The 26,707-nt window shown below is 63.2% G+C and carries 29 protein-coding genes and 3 pseudogenes; 15 read left to right on the top strand and 17 right to left on the bottom strand.

Going from position 1 to position 26,707, the window contains the following annotated elements; genetic code table 11:
- The first annotated feature begins 5 nt into the window (after positions 1-5).
- From QQ992_RS14445 to ureG, 7 genes are read left to right on the top strand one after another with little or no spacing between them, the layout of a single operon-like run.
- Complete coding sequence (locus tag QQ992_RS14445) at positions 6-308, top strand: urease subunit gamma (protein ID WP_003253929.1); 303 nt, start codon at positions 6-8, stop codon at positions 306-308.
- A gap of 19 nt (positions 309-327) precedes the next feature.
- Positions 328-645: an urease subunit beta gene (locus QQ992_RS14440; RefSeq protein ID WP_014591286.1), complete on the top strand. Its 318-nt coding sequence runs from the start codon at positions 328-330 to the stop codon at positions 643-645.
- Entirely contained in the window at positions 642-2,345 is a 1,704-nt protein-coding gene (ureC, locus tag QQ992_RS14435) for an urease subunit alpha (RefSeq protein ID WP_060498966.1), read from the top strand. Before QQ992_RS14440 ends, ureC begins: the two co-directional genes overlap by 4 nt.
- Positions 2,346-2,355: 10 nt before the next feature.
- On the top strand, positions 2,356-2,853 hold the full coding sequence (gene ureE / locus QQ992_RS14430) for an urease accessory protein UreE (protein WP_286110013.1): 498 nt from the start codon (positions 2,356-2,358) through the stop codon (positions 2,851-2,853).
- Positions 2,854-2,870: 17 nt separating this feature from the next.
- Positions 2,871-3,416 carry a HupE/UreJ family protein gene (locus QQ992_RS14425; protein ID WP_274082537.1) on the top strand — a complete coding sequence of 182 codons (546 nt, stop codon included), beginning with the start codon at positions 2,871-2,873 and terminating at the stop codon, positions 3,414-3,416.
- Positions 3,416-4,090, top strand: coding sequence for an urease accessory protein UreF (locus tag QQ992_RS14420; protein WP_119370182.1), 675 nt, complete (start codon positions 3,416-3,418; stop codon positions 4,088-4,090). Before QQ992_RS14425 ends, QQ992_RS14420 begins: the two co-directional genes overlap by 1 nt.
- An 11-nt stretch (positions 4,091-4,101) precedes the next feature.
- Entirely contained in the window at positions 4,102-4,746 is a 645-nt protein-coding gene (ureG, locus tag QQ992_RS14415; protein WP_105947714.1) for an urease accessory protein UreG, read from the top strand.
- A 148-nt stretch (positions 4,747-4,894) separates the two neighbouring features.
- Here ureG and QQ992_RS14410 read toward each other — a convergent pair whose 3' ends face one another.
- The 12 genes and pseudogenes from QQ992_RS14410 to mcpP (QQ992_RS28130) all read right to left on the bottom strand — a co-directional run.
- Positions 4,895-5,623 (bottom strand): DUF899 domain-containing protein, encoded by a 729-nt coding sequence (locus tag QQ992_RS14410; protein ID WP_028698765.1) that lies wholly within the window; start codon positions 5,621-5,623, stop codon positions 4,895-4,897.
- A 94-nt stretch (positions 5,624-5,717) separates the two neighbouring features.
- Positions 5,718-7,919 (bottom strand): LTA synthase family protein, encoded by a 2,202-nt coding sequence (locus QQ992_RS14405; RefSeq protein WP_286110012.1) that lies wholly within the window; start codon positions 7,917-7,919, stop codon positions 5,718-5,720.
- A gap of 136 nt (positions 7,920-8,055) precedes the next feature.
- The gene (fapF, locus tag QQ992_RS14400; RefSeq protein WP_110741194.1) at positions 8,056-9,336 is read right to left on the bottom strand and encodes a fibril amyloid transporter FapF; all 1,281 of its coding nucleotides are present in this window, start codon (positions 9,334-9,336) and stop codon (positions 8,056-8,058) included.
- A gap of 46 nt (positions 9,337-9,382) precedes the next feature.
- Complete coding sequence (gene fapE, locus QQ992_RS14395) at positions 9,383-10,135, bottom strand: fibril amyloid subunit FapE (protein WP_105947710.1); 753 nt, start codon at positions 10,133-10,135, stop codon at positions 9,383-9,385.
- A gap of 45 nt (positions 10,136-10,180) precedes the next feature.
- Positions 10,181-10,861, bottom strand: coding sequence for a fibril amyloid maturation endopeptidase FapD (gene fapD, locus QQ992_RS14390; protein ID WP_016714146.1), 681 nt, complete (start codon positions 10,859-10,861; stop codon positions 10,181-10,183).
- Positions 10,862-10,924: 63 nt separating this feature from the next.
- A complete protein-coding gene (gene fapC, locus QQ992_RS14385) occupies positions 10,925-12,376 on the bottom strand; it encodes an amyloid-like fimbrin subunit FapC (protein ID WP_286110011.1) in 1,452 nt (483 codons plus the stop codon).
- Between the two features lie 51 nt (positions 12,377-12,427).
- Positions 12,428-13,006, bottom strand: coding sequence for a fibril amyloid subunit FapB (gene fapB, locus QQ992_RS14380; protein ID WP_016714144.1), 579 nt, complete (start codon positions 13,004-13,006; stop codon positions 12,428-12,430).
- Position 13,007: 1 nt separating this feature from the next.
- Entirely contained in the window at positions 13,008-13,448 is a 441-nt protein-coding gene (fapA, locus tag QQ992_RS14375; RefSeq protein ID WP_016714143.1) for a functional amyloid chaperone FapA, read from the bottom strand.
- A gap of 297 nt (positions 13,449-13,745) precedes the next feature.
- Positions 13,746-14,315: an AAA family ATPase gene (locus QQ992_RS14370; RefSeq protein ID WP_286110010.1), complete on the bottom strand. Its 570-nt coding sequence runs from the start codon at positions 14,313-14,315 to the stop codon at positions 13,746-13,748.
- A complete protein-coding gene (gene pnuC / locus QQ992_RS14365; protein ID WP_119370173.1) occupies positions 14,312-14,878 on the bottom strand; it encodes a nicotinamide riboside transporter PnuC in 567 nt (188 codons plus the stop codon). The genes QQ992_RS14370 and pnuC overlap by 4 nt, the downstream gene beginning before the upstream one ends.
- A 213-nt stretch (positions 14,879-15,091) precedes the next feature.
- Positions 15,092-15,601: pseudogene (mcpP, locus tag QQ992_RS28135) on the bottom strand (methyl-accepting chemotaxis protein McpP); the annotation flags it as partial.
- 411 nt (positions 15,602-16,012) lie between these two features.
- A pseudogene (gene mcpP, locus QQ992_RS28130) lies at positions 16,013-16,636 on the bottom strand (methyl-accepting chemotaxis protein McpP); the annotation flags it as partial.
- Positions 16,637-17,026: 390 nt separating this feature from the next.
- Between mcpP (QQ992_RS28130) and QQ992_RS14355 the strand changes: the two are divergent.
- Complete coding sequence (locus tag QQ992_RS14355; RefSeq protein WP_286110008.1) at positions 17,027-17,857, top strand: undecaprenyl-diphosphate phosphatase; 831 nt, start codon at positions 17,027-17,029, stop codon at positions 17,855-17,857.
- Positions 17,850-18,263, top strand: a complete 414-nt coding sequence (locus tag QQ992_RS14350) for a DUF1294 domain-containing protein (RefSeq protein ID WP_286110007.1) — start codon at positions 17,850-17,852, stop codon at positions 18,261-18,263. The genes QQ992_RS14355 and QQ992_RS14350 overlap by 8 nt, the downstream gene beginning before the upstream one ends.
- A gap of 38 nt (positions 18,264-18,301) precedes the next feature.
- Here the strand turns inward: QQ992_RS14350 and QQ992_RS14345 are convergent, their stop codons facing one another.
- Both QQ992_RS14345 and QQ992_RS14340 read right to left on the bottom strand, forming a co-directional pair.
- The gene (locus QQ992_RS14345) at positions 18,302-18,661 is read right to left on the bottom strand and encodes an MmcQ/YjbR family DNA-binding protein (RefSeq protein WP_286110006.1); all 360 of its coding nucleotides are present in this window, start codon (positions 18,659-18,661) and stop codon (positions 18,302-18,304) included.
- Complete coding sequence (locus QQ992_RS14340; protein WP_286113945.1) at positions 18,654-19,556, bottom strand: LysR substrate-binding domain-containing protein; 903 nt, start codon at positions 19,554-19,556, stop codon at positions 18,654-18,656. Before QQ992_RS14340 ends, QQ992_RS14345 begins: the two co-directional genes overlap by 8 nt.
- 134 nt (positions 19,557-19,690) lie before the next feature.
- On the opposite strand from QQ992_RS14340, the gene QQ992_RS14335 reads away from it, so the two are divergent.
- Complete coding sequence (locus QQ992_RS14335) at positions 19,691-20,302, top strand: FMN-dependent NADH-azoreductase (RefSeq protein WP_019098581.1); 612 nt, start codon at positions 19,691-19,693, stop codon at positions 20,300-20,302.
- Positions 20,303-20,347: 45 nt separating this feature from the next.
- Here QQ992_RS14335 and QQ992_RS14330 read toward each other — a convergent pair whose 3' ends face one another.
- The 3 genes from QQ992_RS14330 to QQ992_RS14320 form a co-directional block, all read right to left on the bottom strand.
- Positions 20,348-21,550: an NAD(P)/FAD-dependent oxidoreductase gene (locus QQ992_RS14330; RefSeq protein WP_286110005.1), complete on the bottom strand. Its 1,203-nt coding sequence runs from the start codon at positions 21,548-21,550 to the stop codon at positions 20,348-20,350.
- 81 nt (positions 21,551-21,631) lie between these two features.
- A complete protein-coding gene (locus QQ992_RS14325) occupies positions 21,632-22,231 on the bottom strand; it encodes a helix-turn-helix domain-containing protein (RefSeq protein ID WP_286110004.1) in 600 nt (199 codons plus the stop codon).
- A 39-nt stretch (positions 22,232-22,270) separates the two neighbouring features.
- The gene (locus tag QQ992_RS14320) at positions 22,271-24,223 is read right to left on the bottom strand and encodes an oxidoreductase (protein WP_286110003.1); all 1,953 of its coding nucleotides are present in this window, start codon (positions 24,221-24,223) and stop codon (positions 22,271-22,273) included.
- A gap of 187 nt (positions 24,224-24,410) precedes the next feature.
- Between QQ992_RS14320 and QQ992_RS14315 the strand changes: the two are divergent.
- From QQ992_RS14315 to QQ992_RS14295, 5 genes and pseudogenes are all read left to right on the top strand, one after another.
- A pseudogene (locus QQ992_RS14315) lies at positions 24,411-24,506 on the top strand (class II aldolase/adducin family protein); the annotation flags it as partial.
- Between the two features lie 121 nt (positions 24,507-24,627).
- Positions 24,628-25,512, top strand: a complete 885-nt coding sequence (locus tag QQ992_RS14310) for an O-acetylserine/cysteine exporter (RefSeq protein WP_019099052.1) — start codon at positions 24,628-24,630, stop codon at positions 25,510-25,512.
- Between the two features lie 69 nt (positions 25,513-25,581).
- Positions 25,582-25,902 (top strand): YbjQ family protein, encoded by a 321-nt coding sequence (locus QQ992_RS14305; RefSeq protein ID WP_060498989.1) that lies wholly within the window; start codon positions 25,582-25,584, stop codon positions 25,900-25,902.
- 138 nt (positions 25,903-26,040) lie between these two features.
- Positions 26,041-26,229 carry a hypothetical protein gene (locus QQ992_RS14300; RefSeq protein ID WP_003253897.1) on the top strand — a complete coding sequence of 63 codons (189 nt, stop codon included), beginning with the start codon at positions 26,041-26,043 and terminating at the stop codon, positions 26,227-26,229.
- A gap of 142 nt (positions 26,230-26,371) precedes the next feature.
- Positions 26,372-26,683 (top strand): hypothetical protein, encoded by a 312-nt coding sequence (locus QQ992_RS14295; protein WP_286110002.1) that lies wholly within the window; start codon positions 26,372-26,374, stop codon positions 26,681-26,683.
- The last annotated feature ends 24 nt before the right edge of the window (positions 26,684-26,707 follow it).

Below are 26,707 nucleotides of genomic sequence, written 5' to 3'. Positions count from 1 at the left end.
GCGCCATGGAGCTGACCCCGAGAGAGAAAGACAAACTGCTGCTGTTCACCGCTGCCTTGCTGGCGGAACGGCGCCTGGCCCGTGGCCTGAAGCTGAACTACCCGGAAGCAGTGGCGCTGATCAGCGCCGCCGTGCTCGAAGGCGCACGCGATGGCCGCACTGTGGCCGAGTTGATGAGCCTCGGGCGCGAAGTGCTGACCCGTGAGCAGGTGATGCCCGGCATTGCCGAAATGCTCCACGACGTGCAGGTCGAAGCGACCTTTCCGGATGGCACCAAGCTGGTGACCGTGCATGACCCCATCGTCTGAACCTGCCAAGGAGCCCCGCATGATCCCAGGTGAAATCCAGGTCGCTGCTGGCGACATCGAACTGAACAGTGGCCGGGAAACCGTCAGCGTCAGCGTGGCCAATCACGGTGACCGGCCGGTGCAGGTCGGCTCGCATTACCATTTCTACGAAGTCAACGACGCGTTGGTGTTCGACAGAGCGCCCACCCTGGGCTTTCGCCTGGATATTCCGGCCGGCACTGCCGTGCGTTTCGAGCCAGGCCAGGCGCGCACCGTGCAATTGGTGGCCTACGCCGGCAAGCGTGAGGTCTACGGCTTCCAGGGCAAGGTGATGGGCGCACTGGAGGGCAGGGTATGAGCCGTATTTCCCGCCAGGCCTATGCCGACATGTTCGGCCCCACGGTGGGCGACCGCGTGCGGCTGGCCGACACGGCGCTGTGGGTTGAGGTAGAGAAAGACTTCACGATCTATGGCGAAGAAGTGAAGTTCGGCGGCGGCAAGGTGATCCGCGATGGCATGGGGCAGGGCCAGATGCTGGCCGCCGAAGCCATGGACCTGGTGCTGACCAATGCGCTGATCATCGACCACTGGGGCATCGTCAAGGCCGACATCGGCATCAAGCACGGGCGTATTGCGGTGATCGGCAAGGCCGGCAACCCCGATGTACAGCCGGGCGTGAACGTACCGGTCGGGCCAGGTACCGAAGTGATCGCGGCCGAGGGCAAGATCGTCACCGCCGGCGGTGTGGACTCGCATATCCATTTCATCTGCCCGCAGCAGGTGGACGAGGCGCTGAACAGTGGCGTCACCACCTTCATCGGCGGCGGCACCGGGCCGGCCACCGGCACCAATGCCACCACCTGCACGCCCGGCCCCTGGTACCTGGCGCGCATGCTGCAGGCCGCCGACAGCCTGCCGATCAACATCGGTTTGCTGGGCAAGGGCAATGCCTCGCGGCCTGAGGCGCTGCGTGAGCAGATCGCGGCTGGTGCGGTGGGCCTCAAGCTGCATGAGGACTGGGGCTCGACGCCGGCCGCCATCGACTGTTGCCTGGGCGTGGCCGAGGAAATGGACATCCAGGTGGCGATCCACACCGACACACTCAACGAATCCGGTTGCATCGAAGACACCTTGGCGGCCATCGGCGACCGCACCATCCATACCTTCCACACCGAAGGCGCCGGCGGTGGCCATGCGCCGGACATCATCCGCGCGGCGGGGCAGGCCAACGTGTTGCCTTCCTCGACCAACCCGACCCTGCCGTACACGGTCAACACCGTGGACGAGCACCTGGACATGCTGATGGTCTGCCACCACCTGGACCCAAGCATTGCCGAGGACGTGGCCTTTGCCGAATCGCGCATCCGCCGCGAAACCATCGCGGCCGAGGACATTCTCCACGACATGGGCGCCTTTGCCATGACGTCGTCCGACTCCCAGGCCATGGGCCGGGTCGGGGAAGTGGTACTGCGTACCTGGCAGGTCGCGCACCAGATGAAGCTGCGCCGTGGGCCTCTGGCACCCGACACCGCCTACAGCGACAACTTCCGGGTCAAGCGCTACATCGCCAAGTACACCATCAACCCGGCACTCACCCATGGCATCGGCCACGAAGTGGGGTCGGTGGAGGCGGGCAAGCTGGCCGACCTGGTGCTGTGGTCGCCGGCGTTCTTCGCGGTCAAGCCGGCGCTGGTGATCAAGGGCGGAATGATCGTCACCGCACCCATGGGCGATATCAACGGCTCCATCCCCACGCCGCAGCCGGTGCACTACCGGCCCATGTTCGGCGCCCTGGGCGCGGCGCGGCATGCCACGCGCATGACCTTCCTGCCGCAGGCGGCCATGGACCGGGGCCTGGCAGAAGAGCTGAACCTGCGCAGCCTGATAGGCGTGGTCAACGGCTGCCGCCGGGTGCGCAAGCCGGACATGGTCCACAACACCTTGCAGCCGCTGATCGAGGTCGATGCGCAAACCTACCAGGTGCGTGCCGATGGCGAGCTGCTGGTCTGCGAGCCGGCCAGCGAGTTGCCGCTGGCCCAGCGTTATTTCCTGTTTTGAAGGAGCACCGATGATTGTCTTGACCCGCCGCGTCACCGAGCCCGGCACGCTCACCGAAACCGGCACTGTCACCCTGGATGTGGACAGCCGTATCAAGAGCCGCCTGCGCGTGACCCTGGACGATGGCCGCGAGGCCGGCCTGATGCTCGAACGCGGCCACCTGCTACGCGGGGGAGAGTTGCTTGCCGATGCCGATGGCAGCCAGCTGATTCGCGTGCTGGCGGCACCCGAAACGGTGTCAACGGTGCGTTGTGCCGACCCGCACCTGCTGGCCCGTGCGGCCTATCACCTGGGGAACCGCCACGTGCCCCTGCAGATCGAGCCTGGTCTGCTGCGTTTCCAGCACGACCATGTGCTGGACGACATGCTGCGTGGTCTGGGCCTGACGGTGGAGGCCGAACAGGCTCCGTTCGAGCCTGAAGCGGGCGCCTACCAGAGCGCGCCGCATGGCCACAGCCATGCCCACGGCAACGACCACCCGTTCGTTCGCCTGCCTGCCCATTCCTGAACTGCCTGGAGCAACCCATGAAAAAGACGTTCGCCCTGTTTCTACTGATGCTGGCGCTGCCGGCTTTCGCTCACCCTGGGCATGACAGCAATCCGTTGCACGATGGCCTGCTGCACCCGCTGACGGGCCTTGACCACCTGCTGATGCTGTTGGGCACTGGCGTACTCGCTGCACTGACCCGGCGCAGCCTGACGCTGCCCTTGGCAACCCTGGCGGCGATGTTTGGCGGGGCAGTATGTGGCCACTTGTTCGGTGACGTGCTGGGCATGGAAACCCTGATTGCCGTGTCGCTGCTGGTGGCCGCCGGGGCGGTGCTGCTGCCGAGCCGGCAGTTGCTGCTGGCCATGGCCATGCCGGTGTTCGCCCTGTTCCACGGCTGGGCCCATGGCGTGGAAGCCACACCAAGCGCGTTCTGGCAGTTCAGCGCCGGCTTTGTCACGGTCAGCGGCTTGCTGTTGGCGGCGGGCTTCGCCGTCGGGTGCCTGTTGCGCCGGCACAGTGGCCTGCAGAAAGCCTTCGGTGGTGGCCTGCTGGCCGGTGCCGCGCTGGTGCTGGCCGGTTGATGGACAGCGACCTGGCGTTGCTGCGCCTGTTGCAGCTGGCCAGCCCCGGCTTGCCGGTGGGCGGCTTCACGTATTCGCAAGGCCTGGAGTGGGCGGTCGAGGCGGGCTGGGTGAAGGGCGTGGATGGCTTCGCTGCCTGGCAGCGCGAGCAGGTCGAAGACACCTTGGCTTGCCTGGACTGGCCGGTGCTGGCGCGCCTGTATCACGCTTGTCAGGCCGAGGACGCCGAGGCCTTCGGCCACTGGAGCCGCTTCTTGCTGGCCAACCGCGAAACCGCCGAGCTGCGCCTGGAAGAGCAGCAGCGTGGTGCGGCCCTGGCGCGGCTACTCGACGGCTGGCAACTGGGCCAGGCGCCGGCGTGGCGCGCCAGCCTTGAACTGACCCAGTTGGGCGGCATGGCCTGGTTGGCTGCGCACTGGGGCATTCCACTGCGTCAGCTGGCCCTGGGCCATGGCTTTGCCTGGCTGGAAGGCGCGGTCATGGCCGGGGTCAAGCTGGTGCCGTTCGGCCAGCAGGCGGCCCAGACCTTGCTGCGCGACCTGGGCACCGAACTGCCCGCTGCACTTGACCAGGCCCTGGCGCTGGCCGATGACCAGCTCGGTGGCGGCCTGCCATTGCTGGCCATTGCCTCATCGCGTCACGAAACCCAATACACCCGTTTGTTCCGTTCCTGAGGACTGCCTTCATGCAAAGCTATCAACAACCCCTGCGCGTCGGTGTCGGCGGCCCGGTCGGCTCTGGCAAGACCGCACTGCTGGAAGCGCTGTGCAAGGCCATGCGCGATCACTACCAGATTGCTGTGGTTACCAATGACATCTACACCAAGGAAGACCAGCGCATCCTCACCGAGGCCGGCGCCCTGGAGCCGGAGCGCATCGTGGGCGTGGAAACCGGCGGTTGCCCGCACACGGCCATTCGCGAAGACGCCTCGATGAACCTGGCCGCCGTTGAGGCGCTGGCGCGCAAGTTCGGTAACCTTGAGGTCATTTTCGTGGAAAGCGGCGGTGACAACCTCAGCGCCACGTTCAGCCCGGAGCTGGCCGACCTGACTATCTATGTGATTGACGTGGCTGAGGGCGAGAAGATTCCGCGCAAGGGCGGCCCCGGCATTACCAAGTCGGACTTCCTGGTGATCAACAAGACTGATCTGGCGCCCTATGTGGGGGCTTCGCTGGAAGTGATGGAGCGCGACACCCAGCGCATGCGCCCACAGCGGCCGTGGACGTTCAGCAACCTGAAAAAGGGCGAGGGGTTGCAGGCGGTGATCGACTTTATCGTCGAGCGCGGGATGTTGGGCGTACGCGGGCCTGCCCTAACGCCAGTCAGTTAAGCAGTTGGGGCCGCTTTGCGGCCCATCGCCGGCAAGCCAGCTCCCACAGCTACTGCGCAGATCTTCAAAATTACGCGGTCCCTGTGGGAGCTGGCTTGCCGGCGATGGGCTGCGCAGCAGCCCCAAAGTTCCGTGCGTGGTGCCTGGGTCATTTGTGGCAGCAGTGAGGTTTATCTGGCTGCCCTTCATACCGATCATGGTGCCGCACCCAGTCCATGGTCCCGCCTTCGTTGCGCCCCAGTGGCGCAATGTCCAGGAAGTTGTAGGTATTGACCAGAATGTCCAACCCACGGGCATAGGTCGAGTAGGTGTGGTAAACGCTGCCGTCCGCTTCACGGTAGAACGCACTCAGGCCAGGCAACTCGCTTTCACTGCCGTCATACGGCTCATAGTTGTACTGCCGTTCCCCCTCGCTGCCCACACTGACGCCGAAGTCTTCGTTGAAACCACTGCCCTGTGACGAGTACCACGGGAACTGCCAGCCCATGCGGCGGCGAAATGCCTGAAATTCGGCATAGGGGGCCCGTGACACCGCCACCAGCGACACGTCGTGGTGCGCCAGGTGCAGGTTGGCGCCGTCAAAGTGGTCGGCCAGGAACGAACAGCCGGGGCAGCCTTCGCTCCAGCCTTCGGCGAACATGAAGTGATAAAGCAGTAGCTGGCTGCGGCCTGCGAACAGGTCAGCCAGGCTCAGTTCGCCGTCCGGCCCCTGGAAGCGATAGCCTTGCTCGACCTTGACCCAGGGCAGGGCGCGACGGGCTGCGGACAGCGCGTCGCGGTGGTGGGTAAAGGCCTTTTCGTGCAGCCACAGTTGCCGGCGTGCCGCCAGCCACTGGCTACGGGAAACCACCGGGTGCCTGCTTTCGCTTGTGCTCATGGTGCTGTCTCCACGCTGGGGATTCACACACTAGTCGAGCACGCGTTTGCCGATTCGACAGGCACCGGTAGCCGGGCGATGAGTGGTTATCCGCTCAGCCCGAATGGGCAATGTGGCCCTCGGTCAGTTCATCTGCGGCGTCATCCTCTCCGGGCAGCGCGGTAATCACGCTGAAGTCGCTGACTTCCACCTTACCGCCGCCATACCCCAGCAAATGGAAGGAAAACGCTTTGCGCTCGGTCGGGTTGTCAAAGCTGAATTCCATCTCCAGCGGTTCGTCGGCGGTGACCTTCACCTCGGCAGGCAGGCCCAGTGGCACGTCCTGCTCCAGTTGCTTGGCCTTGAGCTGGATGTAGGCGACACGCTTGGGGTCCAGCGAGCGCACCTTCACCCGTACGCGAGTGTGCGAGCCTTCCGGCATTTCAAGGTACTGGGCGCCGATCAGGTTATCGGCCCAGTCATCGTGAATGCGCTTGCGCAGCTTGATCGGCGAAGGGCCGCCGAACTGGTAACGCAGGTTGAGCGGGGTTTGCAGCAGGGACTGGTCGAGCACCCCGGCCAGGGCGCCGATCTGCTGGCCGAGCAGGCTGTCGCCCGGCCCCAGATAGCGGGCCTGGTCGGCAATGAAGCCCTCGCTGGCGTAACGCCGGCAGCGCTGCTGGAAGTCACATTCGGTGAAGACGCCCTGGCCGTTGTGATAGCGCAGCATGCCATTGGTGTAGGAAATCATTTCGCGGCCGGTATCGTAGTCGCGGTACAGCGAGCGACCACCGAGCGCTATTGGAATAGGCAGGGCAAAGTAGTCGAGCACGGAGGTGGCCAGGTCGATATGGCCGTACGTGCCGCGCTTGATGTGGGGCAGTTGCGCCTGCTCCGGCGCCAGGGTGAGGTTGAAGCCCCAGGATGAGGCCAGGCGCACGCCGTCGATGCCGTGGGACTCGTCCGAGGTCACCACCACCAACGTGTCCTTGAGCACGCCCTGGCGTTCCAGGTTATCGAGAAACGCCCCGAGCGCATCGTCCAGGTAAGCCACCGCAGCCTGTTTGGGCGTGTCATAGCGTTCCAGGTACTCGGCGGGCGCCGAATACGGCTGGTGTGTGCCGACTGTGAGCAGGGTCAGCATCCAGGGTTTGTCCTGCTTTTGCAGCTGGCCGACGTAATCCAGGGCGCCTTCGAAGAATGAGCGGTCATCCTTGCCCCAAGGGAAGTCCAGGTAGTTCTTGTTGCGGAACCACTCCAGGCCGTGCACCGAATCGAAGCCGATGTGCGGCATGATGCGGTCCTTGGCCATGAAGCGCAGGCCGGCACCTTGCAGGTAGTGGGTAGTAAAGCCGGCCTGGCGCAGTTGCGCCGGCAGGCAGGCCTGGTTGCGTTCGTTCTGGGTTAGCAGCTCGACGCCCTTGGGCGTGCCATTGGCCAGTTTGTCGTAGTCACCACACAGCATCGCGTACAGGCCGCGGATGGTCTGGTGGGTGTGCAGGACGTAGTCCGGGGTGTTCATGCCGCGCTCGGCCCACTGGCTGACCTTGGGCATCAGGTCTTCGTCGAAGCGGCTGTGCAGGGCCTGGCGATTGGGCCGCAGGTAGGCCCCTGGGATACCTTCCACCGCGATGACCAGCAGGTTGCGAGCACTGCCTGGCCCGGCCAGCAGGCGCTGGCCATGCAGGTCGGATTGCGTCAGGCCGCTGCTGGCCAGCGGCGTGAACGTTTGCGTGCGGCCCATCCAGCCTTCGACCTTGCGCTCCAGGGTACCGACCCCGGCAGACATCAGTTGGTGGGTGAGGTTGTATTGCCGCCATTGATCGGCGTCGCTGGGTACCAGCTGCTGGCTGCCCCAGTGGGTAGCGAACAGCAGCGCGGGAATGGCCCAGGCCTTGCGCGGCAGCGGCTGGCTGCGCCGGGTGCGGCTACGCCACGCGGTGGCCAGCCAGGCCAGCAGGCCTGCGCCCATAAGCCAGGGCAGCCAGGCATGGGCCAGGCTGCCGCCGGTAGAGTTCTCCATGAATTGCGGGTCGACGAGGTACGTCAGGTCGGCGCTGGTGGGCAACCGGCCCACCGCGCTCACGAGTTCGGCCGAGGCCACCCACAGGGCAGCCCAGGCCAGCAGCACGGGCAGGGCCAGCCACCATGGCCGACGGTGCAGCAGCAAGACCAGCAGGCTGCCGAGGGCGAGGTCGGACAGGTAACCGAGCGGGTTGGACCAACCCAGCATGGCGCGCGTACCCAGTGGGATCACCAGCACCAGGGCTGCCAAGGCGGCAAGCCGGGTACGTGGGTGGTCGGACAGGTTCTTCACAAAAACTTCCCTTTTGCCATTAAATCGTCATGCATCTGTGCTTGATGATAACAGGCCGGGAAGGGGAAAGCGGTTGGCTACAAGGCTGGTAACCAAAAGCCTGGCCCGCTTGCACGGGCCTGGCTGAGGGCAAGTATCAGAAGTAGTAGGGGAATTTCAGGCTGAAGGAGAAGTCTGGCGCATCATCGGTCAGACCAATGGACAGGTTGGGGACGATGGTCAGGTTGTTGGTGGCGGCGAAGGTCATGCCGATGTTGAAGTTGGCGGCGTTGTAGTCACTGTTGGAGATCGATTGCCAGTCACCACCATCCGGTTTGATCTTGCTCTTGCGGGCGAACTGGTCGGACACCGAGAACGACATACTCATTTTTTCGTTCAGGGCGAAGGCGATGCCACCGCCAATCTGCCAGGAGTCGCCGAGCTTCACGTCACCCGGGACCTTGCTGTTGACCTGCGGGCTTATGTCGCTGAACGAGTCTTGCATGTTGTAGGTGTAGGACAGGCTGCCGAACAGCACGGCCGGGTCGAAGGTCTTGACCAGCGAGATGCCCGGCGTGATCGACCACACACCGTTACCGGTCGGCAGGCTTTCCGGTACTGACAGGTTACTGTTGCCGTCGACCTCGCGTAGCTTGATGCCATAGGGGTCCTTGCCGGTCGGTGCCTTGATGCGCAGGGTGGCCACAGCGTCAGGCCAGGTCTCGTCCTCGTCGAGGAACTTGTACGCTACGCCAACGTTGATGTCGCCGATTTCCGGGTCACGGGTCACGCTGGCGTCGGAGGTACTGGCCCCGGCGCCACCCGCGCCGCCGGAAGAGTAGGTAGACTCGCGGTACACCACGGGCACGTTGATGTCGAATTGCCAACGCTGCGCCAGGTTGTAGCGCGCGGTCATGTCCAGGGTCCAGTTGTCGGCCTTGATGCGGTCAAGGTTGATACTGCCGAGGAAAATCGAGTCCAGCGCCAGGAAACCGTTGAGCGTGAGCGCACGGGTATCGTAATGGGTGTAGGTCAGGCCGGTTTCGAAGCTGAACTTGCCGCCACCGAAGAAGCCGCTGGCTTCGTCATACAGGTTGGACACACTTTGCGCCGGCTCCGAGTCGGCGGTGAGCGCCTGGCCGTAGGAGCTGCCGGTGGTGCCCGGCGCGCCGGATGCAACAGTCTGCGCCCCCTTGACCCCTTCGGCGGGGGATTTGACCAGGCGTTTGGGTTGCGCTGCCGCCGGGGCCTCCTCGACCTGTCGCACGCGCTGCTCCAGCACCATCAGCGCTTGCTGCTGGGCTTCGTAACGGCGTTTAAGCTCGATCAGTTCCTGCTTGAGGGCCTCGACCTGTGGGTCGGCAGCTGCGTAGAGCATTGTGGCCGGGGCCAGGGTAGTCAAACACACAAAAGCTTTGAGCGTTAAAGATCGGTGCATGGATTTGCCGTCCCTTCCGACTACTTTTGATGAGACTGAGCGTAGATCAGTATCCGAAGGTGCGAAGACCTTTGAGCTGGTCGAGGCTACCGTTCAGCGAGGCGGCCGTTGGCACGCTTTCACGCATGACCACATTCAGGGAAGTGACGTTGTTGACCAGGTTGCCGTTGCCGAGCAGCGTCGAATTCTGCATCAGGCCGCCCTGGGCCAGGCGCTGCACGCTGCTGCCCTGGTTATTGCTGGCATTGATGTTGAGCTGCACGCCCACGCCGGTCGAGGACACGCTGAGCGAGCCGGCGCCGTTTTCACCGACCAGGGTCTGGCCAGCGGCCAGTACCTGGCCTTGCTGCTGCACGGCGGGGGCCTGGTTGGCTTTGGTGACGTTGATATCAACGTTGTTGTAGGCCGTGTTGTTGTCACCGGCTGCACGCACTACCTGGGTGACACCTTCGGTGGTGGTCAGGCCGTTGCCACCTGTGACCACGCCCGTGCCCGCAGAAGAGGCACCGCTCGACGCGGCACCGGTGCCTTTTTCGTCGATCATCGAGACATAGAACTGGGGCTTGATGGTCGACTGCTGGACTTGCAGCGTGGATGTCGCCCCGATCACGTCCCCTTTGGCATTTTGCCAGGTGCTGGACATGACAATCCCGAAACTCACGATGCGCCCCGGCATCACATAGCGGCCACGCAGATTGGCCAGTTCCTGGTCCTTGAGTTCGATGGGTTTCAACGCCTCGGCGTGGCTTGGCAGGCTGGCGGCCAGGCAGGCCATGGCCAGCCACAATGAAGTCTTCATGAAATGCTCCCTGGAGCATCATGCTCCTTGTCATTAGAACAGTCGTTAGAAGAAGTCGCTTTTGATGAAGCCGAAGTCCAGCAGCTCGGTGTCCTTCACTGGGGTGAAGTTGTTCACCCGGCCCTTGGCAGTCAGTGGCAGGGGCGGGTCGAGCAGGACATTGTTCTTGTCGTACCCTTGGCCGATCACAGCGAAGATGATGCCGTTCCAGCCCTTCAGGAAATCATCGATCTTGTAACGCTTGTGGCCCAGCACCGGGTCACCGATGTACACCCAGCCTTTGTCGACCTTCTGCATGACCACGAAGTGCTTGTAGCCACGCACGTCCATCAGCACCACGACCGGGATGCGCACACTGTGCAGGGTGTCGGGTGCTACCCGGTAGCCGCGGGCACGCATCCCCAGGCTTTCGACGTAGCGTTTCATGTCGAGCATGGAGAAGCCTTGCGTGCGCACCAGGTTCTGGTCGGCGTGGGCCAGCATGCCTTCGATGATCTGATGTTCGTCCACATCCAGCCAGTAGGCCTGGCGCAGGATGGTCGCCAGTGCGGCGGCGCCGCAACTGAAGTCGGTTTTCTGTTGCACCAGGTCGGCGAACTTGCGTTCACGCACGCTCTGGATGGGCTTGAATACCACGGCGCCGCCCGGCAGGACGGACAGCGGCATTTGTGCAGCTTCGCTCACGCTGGCCAGGCACAGCAAAAACGCCAAGGCGATAATGCGCATGATCGGATGCCTTCCGGTGGGTGTTGAAGAAAGGCCCCCCGAAGGGGGCCTCAAGCGCAGCGTTTAGAACGAGGTGTTGGAAATGGCCAGCGAGTTGCTCTGCTGGTTGCCCACACCGGCTGCCACGTTCACGCCCAGGTTGCCGCTGCCACCGTTCACCGAACCGCTAAGGGTTGCAGTATTGGTAACAGGATTGGCCCAGCCGGTCGGGGTCAGCACTTGGAAGGACACAGTATTGCTTAAGTCGTAAGCGCTGCTTTCGCTGTAGCTCTTCGAAACGTCGTTCGAGGATTGTTTCGATTTCTCGCCAGACTTTTCAAACGCCGAGGCCGAAGCATTCTCGTACGAAGAGTCGTGAGACTTGGTGTACGAAGAGTCTTTGGACTTGTCGTACGAAGACTCACGCGACTTGTCGTAGCTGGAGTCGAAGGCTTTCTCGAACGACTTGTCGTATGCACTTTCGCGCGACTTGTCGACCGATACGTCCAACGATGCATTGAGCGAGCCATCGAAGGTGCTGGAGCGGGTGCGTTCGCGGCGGCCATCATCGGTGGTGAAGGTGCGCGTAGCATTGGCTGCGGCATCCAGCGAAGCGTTCAGGCTGGCGCTGCTCGACGAGCTGTTGCTGCCGCTGGCAGAGCCACTGGCATTCCAGCCGTTGGAACCGCTTGCCGACATGCTGCTGGAGCCACTGGCGTTGCTGGATTTCGAGCCGCTGGAGTTCCAGCCGCTAGAGCCGCTGGAGCTGGCGCTTTGCGAGCCGGCCACGCTGAAGCTCGAGGACGAGCTGCGGTCGTCGGTCGAGTTGAACGTACCATCACGCGAGCTCGAACCGCTGGCCGAGGTGGTGATGGTGATCGTGTCGACGCGGTAAGTGCGGTCAGCACTGTTGTTCACGACCAGGCCTGGCCCGTCCTGTTCGGCAGAAGCCGTGGCAGTGGCATTACCCAGAGGCGCACCAGTGTTGGCGATGGCCATGGTGTTTTTCTGTTGGTTGAGGTCGCCACCGGCAATGTTGATGCCGATGTTGCCCTCAGCCCCGCTGGCCGAGCCGCTCATCACCGCCGACGACTGGGTCGAATAGTTGTCGACCCGGTTGTTGTCGCTGGTTTGCACGACATCGGCAGTGGCACTGGCCATGCCGAACACGAAGCTGTTGTCCAGGCTCGACTCGGAGCCGGCGTTGGCAATGGCTGCGGCGTTATCCTGCTGGTTGCCGTTACCGGCCGCCACGTTGATACCGACGTTGCCACTGGAGCCTTCACCCGACTGGCTCATCTCGGCTTCGTTGATGGTGCCTTGATTGCTGATACGGTTATCGGTGCTGGTTTGGGTATCCCAGGCATTGGCCGTTGCATACACAGGGATTTTGGTTGGAGGAGGCGTGTGATGACCATTGTTATGGTGGCCGTTGTGGTGGTCATTGCGCCGATCGTTTTGCCCAGCTTGTACAGCAACAGCCATGACCGCAGCAATTGCGAACACCAGAGGCTTGATTGCCATCGAGGGTTTCATGGTGATTCTCCGTACTCTATGTTGGTTAAGTGTCGTTCTTAACTGAAAGGGTCAATCCGCGACCCGGATGCTCAAGGTGTTGGCCATTCGGTTTCCCACCCCGGCACTCTGGTTCAACTGGATCACCCCGCGGCTACCGGTGAAGGCCTGGTCACTGGTGGTGACCTGGCGATGGCCTGTTGGGGTGTCAGTTGGACCGGAGTTGTTGAGCAGCGCCACGTTCTGTTGCATGAGGACGCTGTCGTCGATGCTTTGCGGTTGAGCACTGAGGGTTATGCTCAGGGCATTGGCTTGCTGGGTATTGGCGCCGGCACTCTGGTTGACGCCCAGCGCACCGCTGCCGTTGCTGAATGCGTTGCCTTGAATGGTCGAGCGGGCATCCATCGTCGGGTCGGCGGGTGTGTTCAGCCGTTGCCGGATCTGCGTGCTGGCATTCGCTTCGGGCCCGACGGCGATGGCCCGCGCATTGGCCTGTTGCTGTTTGTCGCCAGCGGCCTGGTTGACGGAGAGGTTGCCCTGATAGCGGCTGCCCGAGCTGTCGATGTTGGCATTGTTGATGACGGGAACCAGGGAGTCGGCGAAGCCTGGCGTACTGCACAGGGTGGCCAGAATCAGCAGCATGTGCTTCATGTCACTTGCCCCCGCCGGTCAGGATCTGCAACGGCGCGAGGCCGCGTTGCACACTTGAGTTGACCATGTTGGAGATGCCGTTACCCGCGCCCCCCGTGCCACGGCCGCCTGACAGGTTGGGCAACTGGTTCTGGTTGCCGAGGTTGCCCCCCAGGTTGTTGGTCTGCTGGGTAATCATGTTGCTGATGCCGGCGCCACTGCTGATGCTGGCGAAATCGCCATCGCTCAGTTCATTGGTTTGCTTGAGCACGTGGGCAGAAGGGTTGGCGTTGACAGTGGTCGGGCTCGGGTCAGGGATCAAGGGCGGGATCGTCGCGTTGCGCACCTGCACGTCGCGCTTGATGATGATGATTCCTTTGTCTGCGTGGGCCGTGAGGCTCAATGCCCCCAGTACACAACCCGCCAACAACAAGTGGTAGAGGCGTTTGTCACTCTTCCTCACGACGGCAACTCCTTCTTTGAGCGCTGGCCTTGTTCAGCGATGCAAAGGACAGAGCAGATGGTGTGCCGCTTTTGAGAATCGTTTTCAGATCAGATAGTTAGGGCAAGAGGCTGACAAACTGCGGCGCATTCTGTCTCAGCGGTGAAACAGCCAGCCGTGAGCGTTGCGGGCCAAGCCAGCTGTGGCCTTGATTGGAAGGGTTTTTGCAGGGGTGTTTCATGGGGTTGACACTGCCCCCGAAACGGGGGAAAGCCCCGCAATTTCGGGGGCTTTGCCCCACTTGAGTGTGTCAGTGGGTTAACACTCGGTCGGGCAGGATGGCGCATCGCTATCAAGCAGCGTAGCAACGGCTTGCAAGGCCAGCAACTGGCGCTGCGGCCAATTGCCCTCAAGTATCTGGTGCGCCTGATTATGCTGTTGCAGCCAGGCAAGGCTGTCGTCGAAAAAGCGCTGGCGGTCGTTGATGTCGGGTTGGTTGCGCTGTCCATCGGCAACCCAGTCCACCCCCTGTGGGCTCAGCAACAGGTGCAGGTCGTAGTGCCGTTCAAGCAAGGCTTGTTCCAGCCAGGCCGGGCAGTCATCGAACAAGGCGCGGCTCCAGAGCATGTTGCTGAGCAGGTGGGTGTCGAGGATCAGCAGCGGTGGCGCCTGTTCGCGCGCCCGGTCCTCCCAGGCCAGCTGGCCGTGGGCGATGGCAGGGATATCGGCATAGCAGGTATCGCGGCACTCCTGGTCGATGAAGTGGCGCACGTACTCGGCCACCACCACACCGCCGAAATGCGCCTGGATCACACCGCTGAGCCAGCTCTTGCCGCTGGATTCGGGGCCGCACAGCACCAGGACCTTCATGGCGTGTTGTGTGCTCATGGTTGCGCCAACGCCGGGTCGCGGCGCCATTCCAGCCAGCCGCGCACGGCAATCAGGGTGAGCACGGCAAAGAAGCCCGCCGTGAAGTACAGCTGCTGGTGCAGGTACAGGCCTACATAGACGATGTCTACTGCCACCCACAGCGGCCAGCATTGCAGGCGCTTCTGGGCCATCCACAGTTGCGCCACCAGACTGAAGCCGGTCAGGGTGGCGTCGAGCCAGGGCAGGGCGGCATCGGTCCAGTTGGCCATGGCTGTGCCCAGGGCTGCGCTCAGGAGTACTCCGGCAGCCAGGCCGGCACATAACGCTGGGCCTTGCAGGCGCGATACCTGGCGGGCGTCTTCGGTGCGGCCGGGGCGTTTCCATTGCCACCAGCCGTACAGTTGCAGGACGGCGTAGGCCAGTTGCAGCAGCATGCCCGAATACAGCTTTACCTCGTAGAACAGCCAGCCATAGATCAGCACCATGACCAGGCCGATCGGCCAGCACCAGGCGTTTTGTTTGACCGTGAGCCAGACAGCGGTGACGCCGAGGACGGCGGCGATGAGTTCAAGGCCGGACATCGGCGATCCTTGGAGACTGCGGGAGAGGGCCGCGATTGTAGCGGGTCGGCCAGGGAAGGTGTAGGGCGCAGGCCTGAAGGCTGTGAGATCTTTGTGGGAGCGGGTTCACCCGCGAACACCGGCAAAGCCGGTGCCATGCACCGGGTTGCATTCTTCGCGGGTGAACCCGCTCTCACAAGGTCGGTGGTGCGCTCACAGTTTTAGGTCTTTGCGTTACACCCGGAACTGCCGCAGCAACTGTTCCAGCTCTTCGCTCAACTGCCCCAATGCCACCCCAGCATCGCTGGACTGGCGTGCCGCATCGGCCGTCTGCTGGGATAGCCCGGCGGTATCCAGCACATTGCGGTTGATTTCCTCGACCACATGCGACTGCTGCAAGGTGGCACTGGCAATAGAGGCATTCAGCGCGGTCAGGTTGGTCAGTGCCTGGTTGATGGCGTCCAGGCTGGCGCCGGCTTCGCGGGCCTGCTCGACGGTTTGGCGCGAGGCTTCGCTGCTGGTGTCGATGGCTTTGACCGCTGCGTCCGACTGGCTTTGCAGGTGCTCGATCATGGTATGGATCTCGGCCGTCGACTGCGCGGTGCGCTGGGCCAGCAGGCGAACCTCGTCGGCGACCACGGCAAAGCCACGGCCTTGTTCCCCGGCCCGTGCCGCTTCGATGGCCGCATTCAGCGCCAGCAGGTTGGTCTGCTCGGCGATGGAGCGGATGACATCGAGCACCCCGCCGATGCGCGTGCTGTGGCCGGCCAGGTCGCGAATCACCTGCACGGCCTGGTCGATGGTCAGCGACAACCGGTCGATCTGCGCCAGGCTGCCATGAATCGCTTGCTGGCCATGGGTTACCTGCTGCTGTGCGGTGCGCATTTCCCCGGAGGCCTGTTCGGCGGTCTTGGCCACGTCCTGCACGGCGTAGGTCACCTCGTTCACGGCGGTGGCTACCTGATCCATCTGTAACGATTGTTGGGCGCTGTGCTGCTGCGCGGCACCCGCATTGTCACCCACTTGCCCGGCGGACTGGGCCAGCGCGTGGGCCGCCCCTTGCAGCTGGCCGACCACACCCTGCAGCTTGCCGTTGAAACGGTTGAAGTGCTCGCCCAGGTGGGTGATTTCGTCACGGCCGTGGGTGTCCAGGCGCCGCGTCAGGTCGCTTTCGCCGCTGGCGATGTTGCCCATGGCCTGCACAGCCTCCTGCAAGGGGCGGGCAATGCTGCGCGCAATCAGCAGGACCACCAGTGCCATCAGCAAGGCAATGCCCACACCCACCAGCGAGGCATCGCGCAACTGGCGGGCGAATTCGGCCTGCACGTCATCGACGTACACGCCCGAACCGATGATCCAGCCCCAGGGTTTGAACAGCTGTATATAGGAAGTCTTGGCCACCGGCTCGCTGGCACCGGGTTTGGGCCAGCGGTAGTTGACCGGCCCTGCATCCTGCTGGCGGGCCAAGGCGACCATTTCGTTGAACACGGCAAAGCCGTCGGGGTCGCGAATGGCAGAAAGGTCCTGGCCATCAAGCTTGGGGTTGGCCGGATGCATGATCATCTTTGGCCCCAGGTCGTTGATCCAGAAGTAGTCATCGTGGTCGTAGCGCAACGCACGTACCACCTGCAGTGCCTGTTGCTGGGCGGCTTCGCGGCTCAGCGTACCGGCCGCCTCCAGCCCTTGGTAATAGGCCAGCACGCCAGCGGCGGTCTGCACCACATGGCGGGTTTTTTCCGCTTTGGCCTGGTAAAGGTCACCGTGGATCTGGCGCAGCATGAGCAGGCCCAGCACCACCAGCATGGCCACCGCCACCACAAGGATCAGCCACAGGCGCCGGCTGATCGACATCGATCTCAACGTGTTCATCCAGGAGCTCCCGCATTGTTCTTTTTATTGAGGTGCATCCAAGCATGCTTTGCGACAGGTCCCCACCCGACTAATGGCTAAGTGCTATCTTTGAAATAGTCTGCAGCAGGTCGCGTAAAGCGATTGCAAAGGCGCTCTGCTAGGATTTCGGCCGCGCAAGATGAAACCTTTACCGGGCGTGAACTTTTCTACTGGCGTTGCGCCCAACAGTCGCTGTAAAACAGCCGGGCCGCGTGCGGCAAACTCAAGCAAATCAAGAACAAGGGGCCCGCAGCAAGCGGCGCTCCATCCGGGGGAATGATGGATTTTTGGACTGCCTTTCAGGCAATCATCTTAGGCGTGGTCGAAGGGCTGACAGAGTTTCTGCCGATCTCCAGTACCGGGCACCAGATCATCGTCGCCGACCTGATAGGTTTTGGCGGTGAGCGGGCCATGGCATTCAACATCATCATTCAGCTGGCAGCGATCCTGGCGGTGGTGTGGGAGTTTCGTGGCAAAATTTTCGAAGTGGTGTTTGGCCTGGCCAGCCAGCCCAAGGCGCGGCGTTTCACCGGCAACCTGCTGTTGGCGTTCATGCCGGCGGTCGTGCTGGGCGTGCTGTTCGCCGACCTGATCCACGAGTACCTGTTCAACCCGATCACCGTGGCGGCGGCATTGGTGGTGGGTGGCGTCATCATGCTCTGGGCCGAGCGCCGCGAGCACCGCGTGCAGGTGGATCATGTGGACGACATGCGCTGGAGCCATGCGCTGAAGATCGGCTTCATCCAGTGCCTGGCAATGATTCCGGGCACTTCCCGCTCGGGCTCGACCATCATTGGCGGCCTGCTGTTTGGCTTGTCGCGCAAGGCCGCGACCGAATTTTCGTTCTTTCTGGCGATGCCGACCATGGTCGGTGCGGCGGTGTACTCGGGTTACAAGTACCGTGACCTGTTCCAGCCCAGTGACTTGCCGGTGTTTGCGATTGGCTTCGTGACGTCGTTCATCTTCGCCATGATCGCCGTGCGCGCGTTGCTCAAGTTCATTGCCAACCACAGCTACGCGGCGTTTGCCTGGTATCGGATTGTGTTCGGCCTGCTGATTCTGGCGACCTGGCAGTTCGGCTGGGTTGACTGGTCGAAAGCTCATGGCTGAGGTGTTGCGCGGGCAACGGGCGGAGGGCGTACGCAATGTGCGCCTGAAGCTGCTGCTGTTGGGGGTGTTGTGCCTGTTGCCCGGGCTGGGCGCTGCGCGCATGGCCTGGAACGACCAGGCCTGGTGGCCGCTGGCGCTGTACCCGGCCATGAGCCTGATCAGCCTGTTGCTGTATTGGCAGGATAAGCAACAGGCGCGTACCCAGGCCTGGCGTACGCCCGAGAAAGTGCTGCATGCCAGTGAGCTGTTGGGTGGCTGGCCGGGTGCGCTGGTGGCGCAGCAGGTGTTCCGGCACAAGACCCGCAAGGTTTCGTACCAGCTGGTGTGCTGGGGGATTGTGCTGGTGCACCAGGTGTTCTGGGCGGACTGGCTGTTTTTTGAGGGGCGTTATCTGCCCTTCAATTGATTGTTGCCTGTGCCCGCGAAGAGGCCGGTACAGGATAACTACATCACCAACCCCACCTGCAATCGCTTCGGCAAGCGCCGGACCACCAGCTGGTGCGAGCGCTGCAACACATCGCACAGCTCATCTCGCCCCATGGGGTAGGGCAGCGCCAAGCTGATCCATTTCGCCCGCGCCAGATACGGCGCAGGCCGCACCCCAGGGCGGTCGCAATAGCCGAGAAACAGCTCATCGGCCACCTTGAACGACAACCCCGCGCCAGCCAGGTCGAGCACGGCGAACATCTTGTTGCCCGCCACTGAAAACACCCGAATGCCACCCCATTTGTAGTCTTCTCGCGCACCCGGCAGGCTCAGGCAAAACGCCGCCACCTGGGTTTCGCTCATCTTCCTTTCAGACATACCGCTCTCCACAAGCTTCGAATGACGCTGCCAGGTGATCGATCCACACCCGCACAGCCGGCAGCAAACCACGCCGGTGCGGATACACAGCCTGCAGATAGCCGCCCGGCAATGACCACTCTGGCAGCAGGCGCACCAACTCGCCGCGTTCCAGTTCTTCTTCGCAGAACATGCTGGGCAGCGCAGTGAACCCTAGTCCGGCCCGTACAGCAGCATTACGTACTACGAAATCATCAATGGCCAGGCGTGGCTCCAAAGCAATTTCCTGCTGCTTGCCCTGGGGACCGAACAAGCGGAAGTGTACCAAGCGGTCGGCTTCGGCGGCCCCCAGTACGGGCAACGACGCCAACTCTGCAGGTTCGCGAATGTGATCGGCGAACCCGGGTGCAGCCACCAGTTGCATTTGCGCCTGGCGAAGGCGACGGGTGACCAGCGCCGGGTCTTCATCGCCCAGGTCGCGCACGCGCAGCGCCACGTCGATGCCTTCGGAAATCAGGTCGACCCGGCGGTTGAGCAGCACCATGTCCAGTTGCACCAGCGGGTACTGCTCAAGAAAACGGCTGATCACATCTGGCAGGAACGCGTGTGCCAGCGCCACCGGGCAAGACACCCGCAAGCGCCCGCGCGGTTCACTGCTCATGCTGGCTACGGCTTCATCGGCAGCTTCGGCTTCCAGCAGCATCGCTTGGCAATGATGCAGGTAGCGTTCACCTACTGCGGTGAGCTTGAGCTGCCGCGTGGTGCGTTGCAACAGGCGCGTGCCAAGGCGCTCTTCCAGCTCGGCGATACGCCGCGACAGGCGCGACTTGGGGATACCCAGCTGGCGCCCGGCTGCGGCGAATCCACCGGCTTCGACGACACGCGCGAAGTAAAAGAGGTCGTTAAGGTCTTGCATGGGCATGTCTCACTGTTCCACCTGTGGGACAAACTAACGCATTTTTGCCTCCTTATCAGCCATTGCGCACCCCGGTAGGATTCTCCCCAATCGTGATCGCCCACTGGCGCGGTCTTCAATCACAGGAGAGTCCCATGAAACTGCTGCACATCGATTCGAGCATCTTGGGCGACAATTCCGCCTCCCGCCAGCTAAGCCGCGAAGTGGTCGAGGCCTGGAAAGCCGCCGATCCAAGCGTGGAAGTGGTTTACCGTGACCTGGCCGCTGACGCCATCGCCCACTTTTCCGCCGCCACCTTGGTAGCTGCCGGTACCCCTGAAGACATGCGGGATGCTGCCCAGGCTTTTGAAGCCAAGCTCAGTGCTGAAACCCTGGAAGAATTCCTGGCTGCTGATGCTGTAGTCATTGGCGCGCCGATGTACAACTTCACAGTACCGACCCAACTCAAGGCCTGGATCGACCGCGTGGCCGTTGCCGGCAAAACGTTCCGCTACACCGAAGCGGGCCCGGAAGGCCTGTGCGGCGACAAGAAGGTGGTGCTGGTTTCCACCGCTGGTGGCCTGCACGCTGGCCAGCCGACAGGCGCCGGGCATGAGGACTTCCTGAAAGTGTTCCTGGGCTTCATCGGCGTCACCGACCTGGAAATCGTCCGCGCCCATGGCCTGGCCTATGGCCCGGAACACCGTAGCCAGGCGATTGATGCTGCCCAGGCTCAGATTGCCAACGAGCTGTTTGCAGCTGCCTGATGGCAAGGATGGGGCCCGTCACGGCCCCATTGCGGGTAAGCCGTGTCAGGCCACCGGAATACTCGGATCAGCCGCCGCCAAAGCGGCTGTACGATCTGCCGCTGGCGGGTAGATCCATACGGTGTTGATCTGCGATTTCAACACCTTGGCCTCGGCCTTGTCCTCCGGCGGCGCCACCGCGCGCGCCCACCCTTCGGTATACACCGCGCCCCAGGCGCCCAGGTCCAGGCAGGTTACGTACTTGGGCTGGCTGTACGTCATCGGCGCCACGCCAATCAGCTCGGCCGCCGCATTGTTGCCCGCATAGCGCCCCAGTGGAATCGCGTGCTGGCAGGACATCACCGCGTAGTTGCCAAGCTCGTCGCAGGCGGCATACGCCACATCGCCGGCTGCATACACCGCATCATTGCCCTTGACCTTGAGGTTGCCATCCACATGCAATCGGCCCTGGCGGTCGCGCTCGCCGGTGATCTGTTCGGTGAGCGGGTTGGCCTTGAAACCTACTGTCCAGATCACCGTACTGGCATCGATGCGCTGGCCGTTGTCCAGTAGCACGCCGGCAGGGTCTACCGAAGCCACCGTGGCACCGCAGATCCAGTCCACGCCCAATGCCTCGCAGGCCTGTTCGATGGCCGGCCGAATGCCGTCGCCCAAGGCGGCACCGATTTTTGCGCCGCGGTCGACCACTATCACGCGTAACGCGGCGTCTTCACCCAGGATTTTGCGCAGCCGTGCTGGCAGTTCGGTTGCCGTCTCGATGCCGGTAAAGCCGCCACCGGCCACTACCACGGTGTTGCGTGCCGGTGTGTCGGGCAAGCTGGCCAGGGACTTGAGGTGGGCTTCCAGGCGTGCGGCGCTGTCGATCTTGTCGACATCGAAGACGTGCTCGATGCCGGCCATGTCAGGCCGGTTGAGCACACTGCCGCAGGCCATGATCAGGCGGTCGTAGGGCAGGGCGCACTGGGTGCCACTGCGGGTGCGGTAGCTGACCCGGCGGGCCTGTTCATCAATATGGAAGGCCGTGCCTTGCACGAAGCGGACGTTGACGGCATCGAACAGCGCCTGCAGTGGCGCGGCCATGGTGTGCACATCGGGCTCGTAGAAGCGCGGGCGTATATGCAGCTCGGCCTGGGGCGCGAGCAAGGTGACTTCGACGCCTTTGTTGCCGTTGAGGGCAAGCTGGCGGACGGCGCTGAGGGCACTCCACAGGCCGGCAAAGCCGGCGCCGATGATCAGGATCTGCTTCATGTTGTTGGCTCCTCGTGAGTTCGGTTGACAAGGTAGACCCTATCGAGGGTCAGCAGTGTTACCAAGGCCTGCGGGAGTGCTTCAAAAGGTTGGCGGCGTGATCACCCAGATCACCACGGCATCCACTTCGCCGGGGTTGCCATAGCGATGGGGTTCCTGGCTGGAAAAGCTGAAACTGTCGCCTTCACCCAGCTGGAAATGCCGCTCGCCCACCCAAAGCTCGAAGCTGCCGCTGAGGAGGTAGCCGGCTTCTTCACCCTCATGGCTGTAGCTTTGCTGGCTGTAGGTGCCCGGGGGGAAGCGTGAGTGCAGGATTTCCAGCTGGCGGTTGGGTTGGGGGGTGAGCAACTGATCGACAATGCCATCTTCGTAATGCACGCTCAGGCGGCTGTTGCGTCGCACCACGTAACCTTGGTCTTCGGGGGCGGTGGTGGCTTCGCTGGCAAAGAACCACTGGATGGTCACGCCCAGGCTGCGGGCGATGTTGAACAACGCAGGGATCGACGGATAGGAAAGGTTGCGCTCCAGCTGGCTGATATAACCGGCAGTCAGTTCACTGTGTGCAGCCAACTCCGCCAGGGTCATGCCACGGCGCTTGCGCAGGCCGCGGATGCGGGTGCCCAGGAACTGCGGCGCGGCGCCCCCGGTTTCACTGGCGGGGGGCTGGGGAAGTTGGCTCATGCACGTCGGTCCATCGTAAAAGCCGCAGTATGTACAGCCTCAGAGCGACCAGGCAACCGTCAGGCCGTCGTGAATCGCTTCTTCGGCGGTGCGCGGCGCCAGGCAGTCGCCAACGCGCCGCACTTCCACCAGGCCGGCCAGCTCGCTGGCCAGCCTGTCTTCAGGCTGATGACCCAGGCACAGCACCAGGGTGTCGATACCCTCGAAGATCATCGGCTCGCCACTGGCGGTGTGCTGCAGGTACACCGTGTTGTCGTCGCTGCCATACAGGCGCGCGTAAGGGGTGATGGGGATGCCCAGGCGATGCAACTCGCCGGCCAGTTGATCACGCACGTACAACGGCAGGCTTTCGCCACAATGGGTACCGTTAACCGCCAGCTGCACGTGATGCCCCTCGCGCACCAGGCGTTCGGCGATGCCCGGGCCGATCCAGTCGCAGCGCCAGTCGATGACCAGCACCGAGCGCCCCGGCTTCACTTCATTGCGCAGCACCTGCCAGGCGTCCACCACCTGCAAGTCGCCGGTGCGTTCGAACGCTGGCCAGTAAGGAGTGGCACCGGTGGCGGCAATGACCAGGTCGGGGCGCTCGCGCTCGACCAAGGCGCGGTCGACCCGGGTGTTGCGCACGACTTCCACGCCGGCCAGGGCCATTTCCCGCTGCAGGTTGGTGCTGGCCCCGCCGAACTCGGCGCGGCGCGGTAGCAACTGGGCCAGCAGCACCTGGCCGCCGAGCTGGGGGCCAGCCTCGTACAGTGTTACCTGGTGCCCTCGGGCAGCGGCCACGGCGGCGGCCTTCATGCCAGCTGGCCCGCCGCCGGCCACAAGGATGCGCTTGGGTGTGGCCGTGGACGTCAGTTGCCCGTACTGCAGTTCTCGACCGGTTTCGGGGCGCTGGATGCAGGAGATGGCCAGGCCACGGTGGAAGTGGCCGATGCACGCCTGGTTGCAGGCGATGCAGGCGCGTACATCTTCGACCTGGCCGCGTTCGGTCTTGTTCGGCATCAACGGGTCGCAGATCAAGGCACGGGTCATGCCGCAGACATCGGCCTGGCCGCGGGCCAGAATCAGTTCGGCTTCCTGGGGCTGGTTGATGCGCCCGGTCACGAACAGCGGGATAGCCAGCTGTTGCTTGAAGGTAGCGGCCTCGCGGGCCAGGTAGGCGGGCTCGATGGCCATGGGCGGCACGATATGCACGGCGCCACCCAGTGACGCTGAGGTGCCGGCGACGATGTGCAGGTAGTCGAGTTGGCCCTGCAAGGCAACTGCGGCGGCCAGTGACTCGTCCTCGCTCAGGCCCTGGCTGTCACGTTCGTCGGCGCTGATGCGCAGGCCGATGATGAACTGCTCATCGGTGGCGGCGCGCACGGCGGCCAGCACTTCACGCAGGAACCTCAGGCGTTGTTCCAGTTCGCCGTTGTAGCCGTCGCTGCGCATGTTCACCCGTGGGTTGAGGAACTGCGCGGGCAGATAGCCATGGCTGGCCACCACCTCGACACCATCCAGCCCGGCCTGGTGCAGGCGGCGGGCGGCGCTGGCGTAGCCCTGGACGATTTCATCGATCATCGCCTGGTCCAGCGCGCGCGGCATGACGCGGAAGCGTTCGTTGGGCACCGAAGACGCCGAGTACGCCACCGCCAACAGGCCGTCTGCCGACTCCATGATCTCCCGCCCGGGGTGAAACAGCTGCGAGAGCACCACGGTACCGTGCGCATGGCAGGCTTCGGCCAGCTGGCGGTAGCCGTCGATGCAGGCATCGTCGGTGGCCATCAGCACATGCGAGGTGTAGCGGGCGCTGTCATGCACCCCGGCAACTTGCAGCACGATCAGGCCGACGCCCCCGGCGGCGCGGTCGCCCTGGTAGGCGATCAGTTTGTCATTCACCCGATTGTCGGTAGGCAGGCAGGTGTCGTGGCCGGTGGACATGATGCGGTTCTTCAGGCGCTTGCCGCGGATCTGCAAGGGTTCGAACAGGTGAGGGAAGGCGGTCTGCATACAGGCGGCTCCGGTGCGGTGTTGTTCTTGTTTTGTTTATGAAAGTGTAGTAGCAGTAAAAAATCAACGTTTTTATTTACTGATAAGTCACCAGGTTTTGTTCACCCTCACGGCGGGGCGTGACCTCACAAACGAGCGCCTTGACTGGAAACGCCTGGGCCTGCCGCCGAACTGATCCTGATGCAGCCGGGCAGGGGAGCTGGCGGACCCGGATGCACTGCAATTGGCATGGGCGGCGCTGTTGCGGATGCTGGAAAAGACCGGGCCTGGCTTTCGGGATTGAACGGATGCAGTAACAGTCACTGTTGCGCAACCCTTGGCCACAACTGTGCTGGTCGCAGCGGAAGGAATAGCCTTATGCTGTAACGAAATATGTCTAGAAAAGCCTGAAGAAGGAACCCGCAATGCCGCTCAAGGACCTGCTCATCGCCCTGGTGGTGATTGTCGCCTGGGGAGTCAACTTCGTGGTCATCAAGGTTGGCCTCGATGGCTTGCCGCCGATGTTGCTGGGGGCATTGCGCTTCTTGTTGGTGGCGTTTCCGGCCATCTTGCTGGTCAGGCGGCCCAAACTGCCGTGGCGCTGGCTGATCGCCTACGGGGCCACCATTTCGCTGGGCCAGTTCGCCTTTCTGTTCCAGGCCATGTACAGCGGCATGCCGCCAGGGCTGGCCTCGTTGATTTTGCAGTCGCAAGCGTTCTTCACCCTCGGTTTCGCGGCGTTGTTCCTGGGTGAGCGGCTGCGCTTGGCCAGCGTGCTGGGGCTGCTGGTGGCGGCCAGCGGCCTGGCATTGATCGGCAGCGAAGACGGCGGCCATGTGCCCATGCTGGCGCTGGTGCTGACCCTGTGCGGCGGTGCCATGTGGGGCCTGGGTAACATCATCACCCGGCGGTTTGGTTCGGTTGACCTGGTGGCACTGGTGATCTGGGGCGGCCTGATCCCGCCGTTGCCGTTCCTGGCGTTGTCCTGGTGGCTGGAAGGGCCTGAGCGTATTGGCCATGCGCTGGCCAACATCAGCTGGAGCTCGGTGCTGGCGTTGGCGTACCTGGCCTTTGTCGCCACCATGCTTGGCTACAGCTTGTGGAGCAAGCTGTTGTCACGCCACCCGGCTGGCAAGGTGGCACCTTTTTCGCTGCTGGTGCCGGTGATCGGCCTGAGTTCGTCGGCATTGCTGCTGGGCGAACGGCTGACCGCAACCCAAGGCTGGGGGGCATTGCTGGTCATGGCCGGGTTGCTGGTGAACGTGTTTGGCGCGCGGCTTGGCCAGCGCTTGCGCGCGGCCAACGCGTAAAGCGGCCCCATCTGCCGGACTGCGCTCTGTTAGAATCGGCCTCTTTTGCCAGGCCAGCGGAGCGCACCCATGATCATTTCCACCACCAGCCAGCTCGAAGGCCGCCCGATTGCCGAATACCTGGGCGTGGTCAGCTCCGAATCGGTGCAGGGCATCAACTTCGTGCGCGATTTCTTTGCACGCTTTCGTGATGTGTTCGGCGGCCGTTCGCAAACCCTGGAGAGCGCGCTGCGCGAGGCGCGCGAGCAGGCTACCGAAGAGCTCAAGGCTCGGGCACGCCAGTTGCAAGCCGATGCGGTAGTGGGTGTGGATTTCGAGATCAGTATGCCGTCGGTACAGGGCGGTATGGTCGTGGTATTTGCCACCGGTACGGCAGTGCGCTTGAAGTAGAGCGGGTTGCCACTGGTCGGCTGCCGGAATCTTGTCCGGGCGGTCCGCAAATGACCAGCTAGTCTCATTTTCACAGGCCGCGTTTCCTGGGCAGCTCTTCTGGTTGCCGACGCGACCGCCACTGGAGGGAGACAGGGCATGAGCGAATCCTTTTTCGAAGACCTGAATGACGCGTTCCCGATCAACAGTCAGGTGCGTTGCGGCCAGGCGGCCTTTCGCCTGGGCTTCGCCCACATGACGCTGGATGATTCCGAACAGCTCCAGCCTGCACACCTGCAGCGCAGCAAAAAAGGCCGCTTCATGCCGCGGGTTCCGCTGAAGAAGTGATCCCGCCCCAGTACATGACCCCGCTGAATGGCGGGGTTTTTATTGCGCTTTGTTGATCCGCCTCATGGCATTGCCGGGTAGCACTCGCCGGCTGGCCGAGGTTGTGGTTTTCTGGCGGGGCATTCCAGTAACGGAGGATTGAATGCTCATGCGAGTCAGGGAACAGACCTATTGGCAGTGGGCCGACGCCCAACTGCACAGCCGCAGCCACGATGAAGCCCTCAGTGACGGCACCACGCTGGATGTGCAGGTGCGCCTGTCACGCCTGGGGGCCACCCAGCTGTTTTTGGGGTTGTACGCTGGAGATGGGCGCGCACTGCTGGAGGAGTACTACCCGACACGGCCGGGCGAGACCATGACCCGCGCCCTGGTATGGGGTGTCGACCGCGCCCGGGCGATGGCAACCGGTGCCTTGCCCTTGCCAGAAACCGGCAGCCAGCGGCGCCAGGCATGAAAAAGCCCGGCCAAAGTGGGCCGG

Origin of the sequence: Pseudomonas kurunegalensis, assembly GCF_030291635.1 — a bacterium.
GTDB classification, from domain to species: domain Bacteria; phylum Pseudomonadota; class Gammaproteobacteria; order Pseudomonadales; family Pseudomonadaceae; genus Aquipseudomonas; species Aquipseudomonas monteilii.
The sequence above is the reverse complement of the archived record's forward strand: the minus strand, read 5'-3'. Positions and strand labels throughout refer to the sequence as shown.

Coding starts and splice junctions, on each gene's coding strand:
- QQ992_RS14445 (WP_003253929.1), top strand. CDS start 6: ATGGAGCTGACCCCGAGAGAGAAAGACAAACTGCTGCTGTTCACCGCT.
- QQ992_RS14440 (WP_014591286.1), top strand. CDS start 328: ATGATCCCAGGTGAAATCCAGGTCGCTGCTGGCGACATCGAACTGAAC.
- ureC (WP_060498966.1), top strand. CDS start 642: ATGAGCCGTATTTCCCGCCAGGCCTATGCCGACATGTTCGGCCCCACG.
- ureE (WP_286110013.1), top strand. CDS start 2,356: ATGATTGTCTTGACCCGCCGCGTCACCGAGCCCGGCACGCTCACCGAA.
- QQ992_RS14425 (WP_274082537.1), top strand. CDS start 2,871: ATGAAAAAGACGTTCGCCCTGTTTCTACTGATGCTGGCGCTGCCGGCT.
- QQ992_RS14420 (WP_119370182.1), top strand. CDS start 3,416: ATGGACAGCGACCTGGCGTTGCTGCGCCTGTTGCAGCTGGCCAGCCCC.
- ureG (WP_105947714.1), top strand. CDS start 4,102: ATGCAAAGCTATCAACAACCCCTGCGCGTCGGTGTCGGCGGCCCGGTC.
- QQ992_RS14410 (WP_028698765.1), bottom strand. CDS start 5,623: ATGAGCACAAGCGAAAGCAGGCACCCGGTGGTTTCCCGTAGCCAGTGG.
- fapF (WP_110741194.1), bottom strand. CDS start 9,336: ATGCACCGATCTTTAACGCTCAAAGCTTTTGTGTGTTTGACTACCCTG.
- fapE (WP_105947710.1), bottom strand. CDS start 10,135: ATGAAGACTTCATTGTGGCTGGCCATGGCCTGCCTGGCCGCCAGCCTG.
- fapD (WP_016714146.1), bottom strand. CDS start 10,861: ATGCGCATTATCGCCTTGGCGTTTTTGCTGTGCCTGGCCAGCGTGAGC.
- fapC (WP_286110011.1), bottom strand. CDS start 12,376: ATGAAACCCTCGATGGCAATCAAGCCTCTGGTGTTCGCAATTGCTGCG.
- fapB (WP_016714144.1), bottom strand. CDS start 13,006: ATGAAGCACATGCTGCTGATTCTGGCCACCCTGTGCAGTACGCCAGGC.
- QQ992_RS14370 (WP_286110010.1), bottom strand. CDS start 14,315: ATGAGCACACAACACGCCATGAAGGTCCTGGTGCTGTGCGGCCCCGAA.
- pnuC (WP_119370173.1), bottom strand. CDS start 14,878: ATGTCCGGCCTTGAACTCATCGCCGCCGTCCTCGGCGTCACCGCTGTC.
- QQ992_RS14355 (WP_286110008.1), top strand. CDS start 17,027: ATGGATTTTTGGACTGCCTTTCAGGCAATCATCTTAGGCGTGGTCGAA.
- QQ992_RS14350 (WP_286110007.1), top strand. CDS start 17,850: ATGGCTGAGGTGTTGCGCGGGCAACGGGCGGAGGGCGTACGCAATGTG.
- QQ992_RS14345 (WP_286110006.1), bottom strand. CDS start 18,661: ATGTCTGAAAGGAAGATGAGCGAAACCCAGGTGGCGGCGTTTTGCCTG.
- QQ992_RS14340 (WP_286113945.1), bottom strand. CDS start 19,556: ATGCAAGACCTTAACGACCTCTTTTACTTCGCGCGTGTCGTCGAAGCC.
- QQ992_RS14335 (WP_019098581.1), top strand. CDS start 19,691: ATGAAACTGCTGCACATCGATTCGAGCATCTTGGGCGACAATTCCGCC.
- QQ992_RS14330 (WP_286110005.1), bottom strand. CDS start 21,550: ATGAAGCAGATCCTGATCATCGGCGCCGGCTTTGCCGGCCTGTGGAGT.
- QQ992_RS14325 (WP_286110004.1), bottom strand. CDS start 22,231: ATGAGCCAACTTCCCCAGCCCCCCGCCAGTGAAACCGGGGGCGCCGCG.
- QQ992_RS14320 (WP_286110003.1), bottom strand. CDS start 24,223: ATGCAGACCGCCTTCCCTCACCTGTTCGAACCCTTGCAGATCCGCGGC.
- QQ992_RS14310 (WP_019099052.1), top strand. CDS start 24,628: ATGCCGCTCAAGGACCTGCTCATCGCCCTGGTGGTGATTGTCGCCTGG.
- QQ992_RS14305 (WP_060498989.1), top strand. CDS start 25,582: ATGATCATTTCCACCACCAGCCAGCTCGAAGGCCGCCCGATTGCCGAA.
- QQ992_RS14300 (WP_003253897.1), top strand. CDS start 26,041: ATGAGCGAATCCTTTTTCGAAGACCTGAATGACGCGTTCCCGATCAAC.
- QQ992_RS14295 (WP_286110002.1), top strand. CDS start 26,372: ATGCTCATGCGAGTCAGGGAACAGACCTATTGGCAGTGGGCCGACGCC.